Below are 14,542 nucleotides of genomic sequence, written 5' to 3'. Positions count from 1 at the left end.
TCGGATCCTCTGAACCTTCGAGTGGGCGGTCGCGGAAGGCGAATACGCTGGTGTTGGGAGCAGGAGGTCGGCGGAGAAGGTGTTCTTCGTCGTCTGGACCTGGTGGTGGAGCCAGTCAGGCGCGTCGCCAAGCTCAGCCTGGCGGCTGAGCAGGTGGCGAGAGGGCCATCCCCCCCACCCCTCGAATGGAGCATCGCGCGGCAGGTGGCGCCTGGCGGGGGCCGGGCCGCTCCCCGTGCCTATCTTGAATCAGCAAGGCATTCGCGAAACGAGGAGACAATGAAGATGTTCCTGCCTGCGGCAGAGCGGAGCCGTGGCGGGCGGCGACAGAAGACGGTCTTCCTCCTGCTCGCGTTTCTCGTCCCCATTGGGTTGGCCGCGTGGTGGACGCTCCAGCGAGTCGAGCTGTTCTACCGCCGCAACCTCCAGGACACGCTGGGGGCGGTGGTCTCCCTCTCCCACGAAGGGCTTCTGCTCTGGGCCGAGGACAGGAAGGCGGACGTGGCTTCCTGGGCCCAGTCCGAGCAGCTGCGCCAGGCCGTGGAGGCTCAGCTGGACGTCCCTCGGGAGAGCGAGCCCTTGAAATCCAGCCCGGTCGCGGCGCAGATCCGACAGATCCTCCTGCCGGTGGTGCAACTCCACGACTACTCTGGCTACGCCGTGATCGCGCCGGACGGGACGACACTCGCCTCGGATCTCGACGCCGCCGTTGGGCTGAAGTTGCTCCTCCAGCTCGACCCCGCACTGATCGACGGAGCTCTCAAGGGGAAGCCTCAGATGGACTCCCCCCACCGATCGCTCGTCTCTGTCCCCACGCACACCGGGTCGCGCCTGGCGCATCCCATCATGTTTGTCGCGGCACCCATCCGTGGGGCCCAGGGCTCCGTCATCGCCGTGCTGGTGTTCCGGCTGGCTCCCGAGCGGGAGTTCAGCCGGGTCGTCCACCTGGGCCGCACCGGTGGAACGGGGGAGACCTACGCCTTCAACCGGAGCGGGCAGATGGTCACCAGCAGCCGATTCGAGGCTCAGCTCCAGGAGGTGGGCCTGCTCGACCCAGGTGAGAACTCCATCCTGAATATCGAGTTGCGGGATCCGGGGGCGGACCTCACCCAGGGTGGCGTGCCGACCCGTCCGAGGATCCAACAGCCACTCACCCGGATGGCCGCCAGCGCGCTCACCGGCAATGCCGGCAACAATCTCACGGGCTATAACGACTATCGTGGCGTCCCGGTCGTGGGCTCGTGGATCTGGGACGACGACCTGGGAATGGGGCTGGCGACAGAGATCGACGTCGCGGAGGCGTTTCAACCCTTGAGAGATGCCCAGGCGCTCGTGCTCGGGCTGCTCCTGCTCGCTGTCGGCGGCGCACTGATGATGGCGTGGCGCCTGGACCGTCGGGCCCAGGCGCTCCATGACGCGCTGACGCTGCGCGACGACTTTCTCACGCTGGCATCCCATGAACTGAAGACGCCCTTGACGGTGCTCCAGTTGGTCACGCAGCGCCTGGTGGCGGCCATTTCGGGGTCCGATCGAACGCTCTCCCGGGAAAGGCAGAAGGAACTGGCGACCCGCATCATTCGCCACGTGCAGAGACTGAACAAGCTGATGGAGGCCATGTTCGAGGTGGCGCAGTTCCAGGCGGAAGGCCTCACACTCCAGCGGGAGCCCGTCGACCTCGCCCAGGTGGTTCAGTCGGCGCTTCGACAGCTTCGGCCGGAGATCGACGCGCGCAGCGGGGCGATCACAGCGAACCTCGAGAGCGTCGTCGGCATGTGGGATCGGGTTCGGCTCGAGCAGATGGTGGTGCACCTGCTCTCCAACGCTCTCAAGTTTGGTGAGGGCAAACCCATTGAGATCACCCTCAAGCGAGGCCTCGGCAGCATCCAGCTATCCGTCCAGGACCACGGCATCGGGATCGAGCCGGAGGCCCAGCTGCTCATCTTCGAGCGCTTTGGCCACGTCGTGTCCTCGCGGAACTTCGGAGGGCTCGGGCTGAGCCTCTGTCGGGTCCGGCAGATCGTCGAAGCTCACGGGGGCCGGGTCCAGGTCAGGAGTGCTCCTGGAGCCGGGGCGACGTTCATCGTGGAGCTTCCACGGTACTCACGCTCCGTCGGGTCGCCAAGGGCGGCCGGGGCGGGCACTCCAGCCAATGCGCGTGCACGCGCTTCATCCGTGCCGTCAACGTGAGGCAGTGCTCTCGGCGCCCGCTCAGGCTCCGAGCACCACCGCCACGTTGAGCGCCGTCCTCACGGACCTGCTCGTCTCCTGCAAGCAGCATGGGTTCGAGCGGGTGTACATGAACAGCTGGCGCGCGTCTTCCAGGGAGCGAGCAAGGCGCACGGCGTCAGGCCAGAGTGCTCGGGGCATCATGCCGGCGAGTTCGAGACGTCCATCATTCACGCCGCAGTCGTCCAGCTCGCCTTCTTCGTCATCGCCCGAGCATCCGCCCTCGTCGCCGGGCAATGCGTGACGGCGGGCGGAGGAGGGCTGGTGAAGGGGCGGTACGGGAGGTGCGCCCGGGCGGTGGACAGGCGGTGCAGCCCCCACGAGTCGAGCTGCGCCTCGCGGTCACGCGGCTCGAACATGTGGCGCCAGAACTCGTACAGGCCGGGGTCCATGAAAGCCGTTCGCCAGCACGACGTTGGGAACACCCACGTTCGAGCTGTTGTTGAAGTCGACCTGCCGGAGGGGGCTTCCGTGTGCCGGGGCAGCAGACCTCAGGGGCACGCCCAGACGCCGGCGGCGCAGGAACACGAATAGGTGTTCCCGAACGCGCAGCAGTTCGTCTTCAAACCGCTTTTGGGGCACTGGGTCAGGTCGAGTTGCTCGCAAGCCGGCGTTCCGGAGGAGCAGAGCGCGGACTCCACGGAGGCCGTCGCGGGCTCCTCGGACTGAACCTCGACGTCGGACCCTCCACAGCCCAGGAGGGAGACACTGAACAGGACCGCTACCGCAAAGAAGGAACGCTTCAAGGGACACCTCGGGTGGGTTGAGTGAGACGGCGCACCTTATCCGAGTTTCTCCCGACGGAGCCGCCGAACGATGAGGCTCAGGCCTGTCAGGGGTGATGCCTCCTACGAATTGTCTGACGCCCTTCCCGCGGCCATGGGCTTGGGTTCTGGTAGAATTCCCGGGCACCGTTGAGGGTCCACGCGTTTTCGAAAGAATCCCATGCCCCCCATCGTTCTCTACACCCCCCGGGATCTGGTCAAGAAGGCATCGACCCAGGCGCTCTATCCAGCACCCACGCAGGGTATTGAGCCGCCGCCCTCGGAGAAGAGGGTCCTCGTCGGCAGGGACCATGCGTACATCTACCAGCCCCAGGATTGCGTCCTCAGTAGCGTGTTGTTGGACGCCGCCAGCACGCCGGTAACCCGGTTTCCCATCCAAGAGCCCGGCAATACCTTCGTCTACAACGGCGACCGGAACCTGTTGGCCCTGGCGCTCGGTCATCCCGTGGTCGCGCAGTCATTCAACATCTACTATCTGCACTGGGACTACAACAGCACGCATTGCGTGCAGTTGAAAAGCCATGCGAACTATTTCATCACCGCTGCCCTGCGGGGGTGCTCCATCTTCGTAGCGGGCGATCCCGCGTCGCCCACGGTGTATCACCTGAACGCAAATGAGGTTGGCGCCGATTGGGATGACAAGGCGGCAGCGCAGGAGGAAAAGATCCAGACGATGAATTCCCGCTTCGAGTCGACCAATCAAGCCCTCGGGGTGTCCATGGAGGGCATGGCCTCGGCCACGATGAAGGACTACATGCCCGACATGCTGAACGACGCGGGCCTCGCGAAGCTCCGACAGAAACACGGGGTGGACGGCAGGAAGTGGTACCACGTCAAGGCCAATGCCTTCCGCTCCTTCTGGAAGGTGGACCAGGACGAGCTGCTGCAATTCGGCACGGTATTCGGTGTGCGCGAGCAGCGTAAATGGGCCTTCTACTTCCAGCAGCGGACTCGCCATGATTACGAATACAAGTCGTGGATGTCCGGTCGGCCGCGATACGCCGAATGGACGGTGAGTTGTCGCAAGTTCTGGCCTGCCTGAGCCCGAGGATGGAGAAATCTCCATTCCGCCTGTTTCCCTGCTCGCGTATTGTCCGAGCCATGCCTCATCCATCTCCTGAGCGCGGGAACATGCGTTCGTCCTTCCTCTCGCTGGCGCTGGCTTCTGTATTCGTGTCGCTCGGATGCGCGCACGCACCGGCCGTCCCATCCGCCCCCACCGCGCGGGCGGCGGTCCCATTCCCCATCGCCACGCCATGCGCCGATGTCGCCGAGTGCACGCTCGCGTGCGATGGCGGTGATGCCGACGCGTGTGTCCGTGCCGCGGATTCGTGGGAGAGGGCCTCACTCGGCACCATCAAGCAGCTCATGCGCATCCCCGCCTATGCACGCGCGTGTCGCGACGGCTCGGCGCGCGGCTGTTACGAGCTCGGGTCCGAATACCTGTCCGAGGATCCACTCCCCAAGAACATCGAGCGGGCGGCCCAGCTCATGCGGCCCGGTTGCGAGAAGCACCCCGAGGTCTGCTCCGATGCCACCGCCATGTTGACCGAGAAGAAGGCGGACCCGAATGAGGTACAATGGTTCGCCGCGCGCGCGGGGGACCACGCCGCCAATCTCTGCGCGTCTCGAGACATTCGCGAAGTGCAAACAGGCATCTGGAGCTTCCATGGGCTCAGCGAGCGGGGCCAGGTCAACGACCCGGCGCTGACTCGGGCACGTGGCACGCTGGAGGCGTCATGTCACGCGGGTCGACCGTGGGCGTGCATGGCCGCGGCGGCACTGTGGAGCTCCTCCCTGAGCCCCGGCGGCGACGCCGCCCGCGCCAAAGCGCTCGCCACCGAAGCAGGACAACTCCTGGCGAAGGGCTGCACAACGGCGACCGACAAGAAAGAGTGCGAGTTGCCCGGTTTGCAACTGCCCATCGTTGGCGAAGAAGAATGGGCGCGACTGGTCGAAACGGCCTTGGAGACGGCGTGCGCGACGGGTGACAAGAAGAGCTGCGCCTCCCTTCACTCCGCGCGACTCATCGAAGCGTGCTCTCAGCGGAAGGACGGTGCCGCGTGCCTCGAGCTCGGGCGACTCGAGGAAGACGGCGCCCGTACATCCCCGGAGCCGGACGAAGACGCCCTCCGCGGCGCGGCCCTTTTCTACTCTCAAGCCTGCGACCTCGAGAACGGTGAGGGCTGTGCCCGCGCCGCGGATCTCCTCGAGGCCGGCCACGGTCCTGACGAACTCCCCCCGTCGGCGATCGACGTCTTCAGGACCCTCGCGTGCCGCCACGGATTCACGGCGGCTTGTGGCAAGAGCAGCTCGTCCCCAAAGCAGTGACGGGACATGGCCAGCCCCAGGGGGCCGCGTACTGATACATCCCGGATGGGAGACATCCGCAGCCTCCCATCCGGCTCCTCAGCTCAGCACGCGTAGCAGTCCGCGGTGTAGAATGGCGTGACGTCCTCGGTGCTGTAACACGCGGGATTCGAGCAGGAGCAGTTCAGCACCAGCACCACGTTCGTATACGTCTCGTCCTCGTAGTACGTGTACGTGCAGGCCTCCGGACCGAGCGGGAGCGCCTCCGCCTCCGCCTCGGGCGTGTACATCAGGTTGCCCGCGAACAGCAGCCCCGGAATGCCCAGCGCGACCAGCCCCATCAGCAGCTTCTTCATGACCGACTCCTTCGGTGCAGCGGGTGAGGAGCGCAGTCTGGCGGCCAGTCAGCGGAATTCCCAGTAGCACGGGAATTCGGCGGTCAGACGTCTTTCCGAGGCGTACTGCTGGATGCAATGTTCACACGAGTTCTGACGCCGGGCGCGCCTGGTGAGGTGCCGACTCCAGGACGGGCAAGCGCCAGAGCAGTGGCTCACGCTCCTCTCCGAGTCTGAGGGCTGGGCTCGTCACACTCTGCGGTAGCGGGGCCAGCTGTGCTTGCTCGGGGGCCGGGAAGGGGAGGAAGGTAGCCTTCCCCGCGAACAGATGGCTGTCGAAGCGTACGTCGATGCGAACCGCGCCTCCAGGTCCGGCCAGCGCCAGGGCTTGCAGAGCGGCGTGGAGCAATTGGCGCGAGAGCACGAGGGCGTCGGCCTGGACGTGCACCGGCTCCTGCTCGCAGAAGACCAGCTCGACTCGCTGGCGGAAAGCCTCTTGCCGGAGCAGCTCGCTCAGCTCCCGCACCAGCTCGGTGAGCGCAATCGGGCGGAGCTGCCCCACCTCCAAGGAGGCCAGGGTACGCCAGAGGAGCGCCCGGTGGCGGATGTGCTGAGCGGTCTCCTCGGCCAGCTGCATCAGGCGGAGGGCATACTCGAAACGGCTTGCCGTGCCCTGACGGGCGGCCATCCGAAACCCCTCGCGTGAGGATTGCCTCAGCCGGTTCACCTCCTGGTGCAACACGCAGAGGGGCTGCTCGTCTCCGGGAGCGGCCAGCACCTGGCGGATGTCACTCTCGAGCTGGTGCAGGAACAACTCCGCCTCAATGCCATGGGCCGCGCAGAGCAGCATGTCGCGAAGCTGGCTCGAGGCCGCCAGCCGTTGAATCCCGACGCAGAGTGCTCCGGCCACCCCGCCCCTTGCGTCCCGGATGGGGATGCCCTGACCGGTGTAGAGATGGAAGAGACTGATGAAGTGCTCGGGCCCCACCGCCTCGAAGTAGCCATGCATCGCCAGCGGGGTCGCCAGGCCATTGGTGCCACACAGCTCCTCCGACAAGAGGGACCCTGGACCTGGCAGCCACTTGGGTCCGTTTACGGTCGCCTCGTCCCCCACGAAGCAGAGCACGACCGCGTGGGAGTCGGCGAGCGAGACTGCATGGCGCTCGAGCCCCACGGCCCTGGAGAGGGCTTCCATGTATGGCCGGGCAGCAGTGATGAACGCCTGCTGCTGCTCGAGGAGCCGCTCGGTGTCCAGCACCGAGAGCTGCTCCGGTTGCAGCGCCTTGGGGTTCACCCCCAGCTCATGTGAGCGCTCCCAGGCCCGGAGCACGGGCTCGCGAAGCAGCGAGCCGTCGAGGAGGCCCGTGGAGACGTAGCGCTCCCACGCTCGTCGGGTGGATTCGGTGGTTGACCCTCTTTCTCGTGTGCCCAGGGGGTGGATAAGCATTGGCTCCAGTCCTCCAGTCCGCGCACGAATTTGCGCCGGTCATGGGCTCAACAACACAGGGAACCCGGAGCCCTCCGCTCCATGACCGCCCGCGAGTCGGCAAGCGAGCGTACCGGCGGGCGCACCGCACTTCGGACGCCAGGAGGCACATGAAGGCGCAGCTGGCGGTGCGTGAGGCGCTGGTGCGCACGCGCACCCGCTACATTTGTCGTTCCCCATGGCCACGTCTCGATTCCAGGACATGGCCCCGTGGCGCGTCGTCCCGGGTCGAAAATCCATGCACCTGAGGGGTAGGACGGCCCATGAGGCACCGGGTAGCTCCTGGAGCAGGGGCCCGGCTCCATGCGAACAAGTGCACCAGGCCTCTGGCGGGCGAGGAGGCCAGCGAGGAGCGCGCATGGACGACAAGAAGAACGGGGCGAGCGGCGAGGAATTGGAGCAGCTGGGGCCGTATCAGCTCAAGGAGCAGGTGCCGCAGTCCCCTGGCAGTCAGGGTGAGCTCTATCGGGCCACGCACGAGGAGAGCGGGGCCACGGCCCTGGTGCTCAAGCCCGCCGAGGAGGACAAGGTTCCCCAGAAGGACTGGCGGGTGCACCTCAGTGCCTCGGCCTCGGAGAAGTACGTTGCCATGGTGGTGGAGCAGACGCCCTGGTCCGTGGCCGCCGACAGGCAATCGGTGGAGTCGCTGTTGTGCACGCTCGAGGAGGTGCACGAGAGTGTACGGCGCATGACCGATGCCCTCGCTGAGCCCGAGGAGCCCCGCCCCCTCTGGCGCCAGGGCCTCGGTCTGGCGAGTGCCGCCGCGGCGGTGTTCGCCGTGCTCTTCGCGCTGGTGCGCCTGGTCTCCGGGTTCCCACCGCCGAGCGGCTCGGGGCCCCTGGCGGACACCCCGCCCGTGCTCACGAGCGACGATGCACAGGTGGCCGGTGGGACGCCGGGTGATGATCTCGGCAGCGGTTTTCTCGCGGACGCCCTGGACGGTGGGGAGCCCATGGTCGTCGCCCGTCCGCTGCCGCGCGAGCCCCTCAAAGGCCAGAAGCGCCCTCCCTGCACCCGCTACGTCGAGGTGGAGATCAACGGAGCCTGCTGGGCTGCTCACGAGCTGAAGGCCCCATGCCCGGACGCGCTCTACGAGTACCAGGGCAAGTGCTACCTGGCCGCCTACAGCGCGAAGCCGCCGCCCCAGTCGCTCGAGCCGTAGCAGAGGAGACAACGCTCAGGGTTCGCGGGTGAGAACCGAAGGCCGAATGGGCGAGAAACGCTCGCGGCCGCTGGGGGCCCCTCCAGCCGCCGCTGGACACCCTGGAGGGCCATTGGTCCCCGATGGAGCGGGCAGGCGTCGAGCATGCGCTGTCCATGTCGGTGGTCGGCTCGCTCCGCGGACGCCCTGCTGCTCCGTGTCAGCGCGTGTACCGCTCCACCGCGCCATCTCCCAATGCCAGCACATGGCCCGTCTGCAGCATCACGGTGACGAAGTCACCGCGCACCTGCTGGGCGGAAGCCGCGAGGCGCCACGCGTTCGCCGACGCGTCATACAGCGCTCCCTGCCCGGAGCTGTTGAGCACCAGCACCTCACCCGAGTAGAGCAGCGTCGCGCTGACGTAGGGGCCGGGGATGGGGAGGGATGGGCCCGGGAGCCACTGGCGGCTGTACGGGTTGTACACGTCGGAGGATGTGTCGTTCGCGTCCGCCGTGCCGCCGGCGACCAGCACGTTGCCCGAGTAGAGCCGGACGGCGACGTGGCCCATGCGCGTCCTCGACATGTTGCCCGCGGGCGTCCACGTCTTCGTGGCCGGCTGGAATACGTACGCCGCGCTGCGCGGGTTGCTGAAGGGATGGTTCCAGATATCGAAGTGGGTGCCGCCCGTCACCAGGACCTCGCCGGAGTAGAGCTGGGTCGCCGTATGCATGGAGAGCTCCTCGGGAAGGACCCCCGCGCTGCTCCACGTGCCCGTGGTGGGGTCGTAGAGCTCCGCGAGCGCCGTTTGACCGCGCAGGTTGTAACTGCCACCCACCACCAGCACCAGGTTCGAGTCGAGCAGCGTCGCCGTGTGATCGACGCGGCCCGTGGCCATGGAACCCGTATCGCTCCAGCTCTCCGTGGCTGGGTCGAACAGCATCGCCTGGTTCTGGTTGCCGGACGACAGGGTGCCACCGGCCAGGAGCACCTTGCCCGAGGGCAGCCGGGTCACGGTGCCGCGGATGCGCCCGAAGAGGTACGGGCCCACCAGGCTGCGCCACGTGTCCGAGTACGGGTTGTACAGTCCTGTCGAGCCGTCGCGCACCGACAGCACCAGGCCCGAGTCGAGGAGCGTCGCCGTGCGCCAACCCGTGCCCGTCAGCTGGGGGGCATTGGTGCTCCAGGTGCCCACCACTCCCTCGAGTGGAGCCGAGCGGGTCTCCAGGGAAGGGGTCTCGGACGCCGAGGGCTCCTCGGGCTGACAGCCGGACGCGAAAGACACGAACCCCGCCACGAGCAAATACAGACAACGCTTCTTGTGCATGAACCTGTTCCTTTCGGGCTGCTGGCACCAGAGCTCCGAACCCGGTTGCTCTGGGGGGCTTCGGACTACCTTCCAGCAGGCGCGGCACCCGATGGCGCTGCACCAGCATGGGGAGGACGCGTCTACATCGCGTGGTCGATGTTGGAGGCGCTGGAAGTGAAGCTGCCAGCGGCCTATTGCGCGGGAGGCGGCGCGTACTGGAGCTGGAGCTGAGCGCCGCGGCCGTTGAAGGGGTGGTCGGCGCCCTGCACCGACATCCAGCCGCACTCCCCCCGGTTCCACAGGTCCACCACCTGGTTGTTCGCGCTGTAGGTGGCCCCGCCCGAGGCGTAATAGCCGACCGCCACGAACTCGCCAGGCGCCACCGAGAAGGGAGTGCCCCGCAGGTCCACGTTGCCCAGTCCGGGATTGCCGAAGTCGCAATTCATCGCCGCGGCATAGGCCATCGAGGTGACGGCATCCCCGTGCCAGAGCAGCCCGGAGGAGGAGGAGAAGGTCCGGTCGCCGGTGCTCACGCGCAGGGTGGAGGGGTCGACGCGAACCTTGGTGAAGAGGGTCCGCACATTGGTGCCCCCACCGTTGTTGTAGCCCGCGGTGTACTGGGAGAAGTTGAGCGAGGGGCCCGTCGAAGACAGCGACAGGTACTCCGCGGGGGTGCCCGCCATGTCGTGGCACCAAGCTGTCCAGGGCTTGGACTCATCACCGTTGACGTACAACACGTACGCACCATCCGTCGCGGAGGGATGGGCGGTCTTGAGCTCCTGGCAACTCGCCGGGGTGCTCCGCCTGTACTCGAGCTGGAGCTGGGCGCCGCGGCCGTTGAAGGGGTGGTCGGCGCCCTGCACCGACATCCAGCCGCACTCCCCCCGGTTCCACAGGTCCACCACCTGGTTGTTCGCGCTGTAGGTGGCCCCGCCCGAGGCGTAATAGCCGACCGCCACGAACTCGCCAGGCGCCACCGAGAAGGGAGTGCCCCGCAGGTCCACGTTGCCCAGTCCGGGATTGCCGAAGTCGCAATTCATCGCCGCGGCATAGGCCATCGAGGTGACGGCATCCCCGTGCCAGAGCAGCCCGGAGGAGGAGGAGAAGGTCCGGTCGCCGGTGCTCACGCGCAGGGTGGAGGGGTCGACGCGAACCTTGGTGAAGAGGGTCCGCACATTGGTGCCCCCACCGTTGTTGTAGCCCGCGGTGTACTGGGAGAAGTTGAGCGAGGGGCCCGTCGAAGACAGCGACAGGTACTCCGTGGGAGTGCCCGCCATGTCGTGGCACCAGGCCGACCAGGGCTTGGACCTATCGCCGCCGACGAACAGCACGTATGCACCATCCGCCGCGGAGGGCTGGGCGTTTTTGATGTCCTGGCAGCTCGCCGGGGCAAGTGCGTCGAGCCCGGCCCGCGTCTGGCTCAGTTGCGTGGGGTCCGGCGCCTCCATCCCGCAGGCCGGGAGGACGGCGAGGCTGGCGGCGAACATCAACTTCTTCCAATGGGGGATGTACACGGTGGGACCTCGAGTTTTGGGAGTCTCGAATGAGCTCGGGGGGTCCTTGAGCACGCTGCGTGCCAGCACGCCCATGAGGCTCTTCCGAGGAGAACCCCCTTGGGGACGGGTCCGAGAGGGGGGAACGGCTGTCGGCGACATGTCGCCGACATTCGCGAAACGTCGCGGCTCCAGAGGCACCCGGAGCAGGCCCACCCTTGTGAGCTGAGAGGGGCCGCCCGGCTTGCCGGCCGGCGTCCCCTTCCGAACAGCGCCCCTCCCATTCCGAGAGTTTTGCCAGGCCTGTTTCGTTGCCTTCCATGACGAAGGGGACGCGCTCGCGTGACAGCCGGGGCGTGCGTGCTTAAGGCTTGAGGCGCCGCGCTCTGAAGTGGGGGGAGCATGAATCATCTGAAGCAACAGCCGGAGGCACCGCGCACTCTCTCCCGGCGCGCCATCATCACCGGAGCCGCGGCACTCGCGGCCTCGTCGTGCATGAGGCGGAGCACCCGGGGGGAAAGCCTTGGGCCCACCACCGCCCCGCGTCCTCCCACGCCATTGCCACGGAGCCCCATGCAGGAGAGATTCGATCGCTGGTTGCTGGGCCGGATGTTCGTCGAGCGAGGCCCGGGCGATGGGTTCGTCTACTACTACGACAACCCGGCCACGGGGCCCACCCTGCTGTCCCTCGCGGTGACCGCCAAGGTCTGCCTCTACCTGCTGGACACGGGCCGGCCCGAGCTGGCGCTGCGCTGCGGCGAGGCCCTGCTCCGGTGCCAGGTTCCCCAGAATGGCCCCAAGCACCTGCGGGGCGGAATGCCTTCCGAGGTGACGCTCCCGGCGAGCGCACTGGTCAGGGGAGAGGCCTTCTACGCGGGCGACAACCTCCTCGCCGCCACCGCCCTTCATCGGCTGTTCCTCGCCACCGGGGACATCCGCTTCGCCAGCGGGGCCGCCGGTGCCTGCACCTTCGTGGTCCTCTCGCTGATGAACGGGGTGCGCCAGGGCGTGTGGCAGGAAGACCACGGCGCCCCGATGCTCTGCATCCACGACAAGGGTGCGTTGGTGAATTCCATCCACACCAAGGTGGAGCTGCTGTGGCTCAAGGCGCTCGCCGATGTGGCGGCCCTCATCAAGTCACCCAAGATGGAGGAGCGCTTCCACAAGGCGGTGGCCTTCTATCGGCTGGCCGTCACCCCTTCGGGGGCCATCATGGACCACTATGAGCCGGGCTTCCCTCCCACGCCGTACGCGGTGGAGAACTGGAAGCCCTACTCCGACGAGACGCTCATTGGAGACAACCTCCTGCGCGCGGCCCTGGGCTTCGTCCGGCTGGGCGAGTTGGAGCGGGCGCTGCCCGTCTTGAAGTTCATCCAGCACCGGTCCGGCGCCGTTCCCGGCTACCTCGGCATGGCGACGGGTCGCGACCGGTTCTTGAAGCAGGATCCCCTCTACTACGACGTGGTCTGCACGGGGATGCTGCGCGCCCTCGCGACGGCGGCGGGCGACGACGAGCTCGTGGCGCAGTGCAACCGGCTCCTGGAACGGCTGCAGGATCCCGAGACCGGGGGCTGGTACTGGGGCGTGCGAGCCGATGACGGGATGCCGGTCGAGCCCAAGCTGGCCACCCTCACCGGGCTGTGGGCCGTGCACGACTTCGTCCAGAGCGCGAGATGACTCGAATCACCGCGAGCCTGTTGCTGATGGCGGGGCTGTGGGTGGCGCCTCGAGTCGAAGCCCGGGAGCTCACGCCCGAGGAGCTGCGGCGGATGCCTCGGCCGGACGAGCTGCCCACCGAGGGCGATGTGCCCGCGGCCGACCCGTCCCTGCCCGCCCAGGACGCCGCCGCGGCCGAGATGCTCCCCGTCATCGCGCCCCGCTGGCCCACACCGGACACCTTCCGGGGGGCGTTGTCGCTGGGAACCCTGGGGAAACAGGCCCGGTGGAGCGCGGGCCTGAGCGGACGCCCCTCCCCACGGCTGGGGTGGAGCGTCGAGGTGTACCACCGCCGCGAGTCTCCCGAAGTGTACGGGCTCCGGGTCGCGGGGAGCTGGCGGAGCGCGCCGGGGCTGCTGCTGGAAGGCAGTCTGGACAGGGAAGTGCTCGGCCGTGAGGGCCTCGGCGCGGAGCTGACGGCGATGGGGGCCTGGCGGCTCGGCTCGCTCACCCTCCTCGCCGGTCCCGCGGCCGGGGCGCGCCTGTCCTCCGCGTCCCATGGGGTGATGGGTGCGGCGACGCTGCTCCAGTATGGCGCCTTCACCCTGCGCTATGACTACCGGCTGCGGTGGACACGGGTCCGCCTGGAGGGCTCCTCGCACCTGCTTCAGCTCGGCTGGGCGAGCTCCCAGGGCGTCCTCGTGGCCACCCGGGCGCTTCGTGCCGAGGAGCCGCCAGATACCTTGCACGGCCCCCGCTGGGTTCGCGAGGAGCTCTCCTTGCTGCTCGAGGTCCCGGTGATTCCGGAGCTGGCGGTCCAGGTGCGGACCCTGCTGGGCCGGCGGTTCGAGCCCTCCCAGCCCCGGCCCGCGCTCTCGCCCGGCTGGGAGTTGGGGCTGGCGGTCTCCTTCTGACCTCGTTCCGCTACTGCTCCATCCACAGCCCCACGCTCATGCCCTGCCAGGTGAAGGCGTGAGCGCCTGACTTCCACCACTGCGTCCCAGTCCAGACAGATGTCTGGATGCCCGCATGGCGCAGCACCCAGAGCCGGAGGTGTGCGTTGGCATTGATGCCGCGAAGCTCCACCCGGGTGTCCGGAGCGATGTAGGGCGCGAGGTACGCGTCGTAGCCCCCGCTCGCGCCCACGCTCAGCTCGAACCGCACCGGCTCGGTGAACCGGGCGCCCAGGTTGAGCGAGCTCGAAAAGCCAGAGGCCCGGGCATTCAGCACCTGCATGTACCGGAGGTCGTATTGGAGCCAGAACCGTTTGTAGTACTGCATGAGCCCCAGGGTGGTGGCGACGGCGCGGCTGTCCGCGAACGCGTACAGGGAGAGCCAGCCGGTGAGCACGAAACCCGGCCACAGGTCCAACCCGGAGTACAGCGCGCCCACTCCGGCGGTGGCCACGGCGAGCACGTCCGCGTCTCCCAGGGAGACGCCCGGGAGCAGCCGCAGCGTCTCGCCCACACGGATGTCCGCCAGCAGGCTCGTGCCGAACCCCGACTTGCCGAACTTCTCGACGCGGGAGATGTCGGTGCGCAGCCACACCCGCTGACTGGCCTTGAAGTCCGCGCCCAAGCGGGTGTTCAGGAAGAGACGGCCGTCCTCCTCGTACTGCTCGAAGCCCTGCTCGAGCTGGACGTGCACCCACGGCTCCACGGGTTCGGTCCCTTGTGGGCCCGTGCCCTTCTCGGGCGGCGCCTGGGTGAGGACGAGAAGGACGAGGAGCGGTGTCATGCCTCGACATTAAGCACCTGGAGGGCTCCACCCATCCGCCGCGCGGGCCGCCGTTCTCCGCCATACG

At 67.6% G+C, this 14,542-nt stretch carries 12 protein-coding genes; 6 read left to right on the top strand and 6 right to left on the bottom strand.

The annotated features are described in order from the left end of the window. The first annotated feature begins 285 nt into the window (after window positions 1-285). Window positions 286-2,187, top strand: a complete 1,902-nt coding sequence (locus tag DAT35_RS08385; RefSeq protein ID WP_158501605.1) for an ATP-binding protein — start codon at window positions 286-288, stop codon at window positions 2,185-2,187. Between the two features lie 209 nt (window positions 2,188-2,396). On the opposite strand, the gene DAT35_RS08375 is transcribed toward DAT35_RS08385, so the two are convergent. Then, entirely contained in the window at window positions 2,397-2,618 is a 222-nt protein-coding gene (locus DAT35_RS08375; RefSeq protein ID WP_108066350.1) for a hypothetical protein, read from the bottom strand. 553 nt (window positions 2,619-3,171) lie between these two features. Here DAT35_RS08375 and DAT35_RS08370 point away from each other — a divergent pair. Further along, window positions 3,172-4,053, top strand: coding sequence for a hypothetical protein (locus tag DAT35_RS08370; RefSeq protein WP_108066349.1), 882 nt, complete (start codon window positions 3,172-3,174; stop codon window positions 4,051-4,053). Continuing rightward, complete coding sequence (locus tag DAT35_RS08365; protein WP_158501604.1) at window positions 4,017-5,342, top strand: hypothetical protein; 1,326 nt, start codon at window positions 4,017-4,019, stop codon at window positions 5,340-5,342. The genes DAT35_RS08370 and DAT35_RS08365 overlap by 37 nt, the downstream gene beginning before the upstream one ends. A gap of 83 nt (window positions 5,343-5,425) precedes the next feature. Here DAT35_RS08365 and DAT35_RS08360 read toward each other — a convergent pair whose 3' ends face one another. Beyond that, window positions 5,426-5,677: a hypothetical protein gene (locus tag DAT35_RS08360; RefSeq protein ID WP_108066347.1), complete on the bottom strand. Its 252-nt coding sequence runs from the start codon at window positions 5,675-5,677 to the stop codon at window positions 5,426-5,428. Window positions 5,678-5,798: 121 nt separating this feature from the next. Continuing rightward, complete coding sequence (locus DAT35_RS08355) at window positions 5,799-7,103, bottom strand: phytochrome sensor protein (RefSeq protein WP_108066346.1); 1,305 nt, start codon at window positions 7,101-7,103, stop codon at window positions 5,799-5,801. Between the two features lie 397 nt (window positions 7,104-7,500). Here DAT35_RS08355 and DAT35_RS08350 point away from each other — a divergent pair, with 397 nt between their 5' ends. After that, window positions 7,501-8,304, top strand: coding sequence for a hypothetical protein (locus DAT35_RS08350; RefSeq protein ID WP_108066345.1), 804 nt, complete (start codon window positions 7,501-7,503; stop codon window positions 8,302-8,304). 199 nt (window positions 8,305-8,503) lie between these two features. On the opposite strand, the gene DAT35_RS08345 is transcribed toward DAT35_RS08350, so the two are convergent. Both DAT35_RS08345 and DAT35_RS58845 read right to left on the bottom strand, forming a co-directional pair. Further along, the gene (locus tag DAT35_RS08345) at window positions 8,504-9,607 is read right to left on the bottom strand and encodes a kelch repeat-containing protein (RefSeq protein WP_108066344.1); all 1,104 of its coding nucleotides are present in this window, start codon (window positions 9,605-9,607) and stop codon (window positions 8,504-8,506) included. A gap of 173 nt (window positions 9,608-9,780) precedes the next feature. Beyond that, the gene (locus tag DAT35_RS58845) at window positions 9,781-11,103 is read right to left on the bottom strand and encodes a GON domain-containing protein (protein ID WP_158501603.1); all 1,323 of its coding nucleotides are present in this window, start codon (window positions 11,101-11,103) and stop codon (window positions 9,781-9,783) included. Between the two features lie 552 nt (window positions 11,104-11,655). On the opposite strand from DAT35_RS58845, the gene DAT35_RS08335 reads away from it, so the two are divergent. Continuing rightward, entirely contained in the window at window positions 11,656-12,759 is a 1,104-nt protein-coding gene (locus DAT35_RS08335) for a hypothetical protein (RefSeq protein WP_158501602.1), read from the top strand. Beyond that, window positions 12,756-13,652, top strand: coding sequence for a hypothetical protein (locus DAT35_RS58035; protein WP_146209632.1), 897 nt, complete (start codon window positions 12,756-12,758; stop codon window positions 13,650-13,652). The genes DAT35_RS08335 and DAT35_RS58035 overlap by 4 nt, the downstream gene beginning before the upstream one ends. A gap of 10 nt (window positions 13,653-13,662) precedes the next feature. Here the strand turns inward: DAT35_RS58035 and DAT35_RS08325 are convergent, their stop codons facing one another. Further along, window positions 13,663-14,475, bottom strand: coding sequence for a hypothetical protein (locus DAT35_RS08325; RefSeq protein WP_108066340.1), 813 nt, complete (start codon window positions 14,473-14,475; stop codon window positions 13,663-13,665). Between the last annotated feature and the right edge of the window lie 67 nt (window positions 14,476-14,542).

The sequence above is a fragment of the Vitiosangium sp. GDMCC 1.1324 genome, assembly GCF_003044305.1.
In the GTDB taxonomy this organism is placed as follows: Bacteria; Myxococcota; Myxococcia; order Myxococcales; family Myxococcaceae; genus Archangium.
The sequence above is the reverse complement of the archived record's forward strand: the minus strand, read 5'-3'. Positions and strand labels throughout refer to the sequence as shown.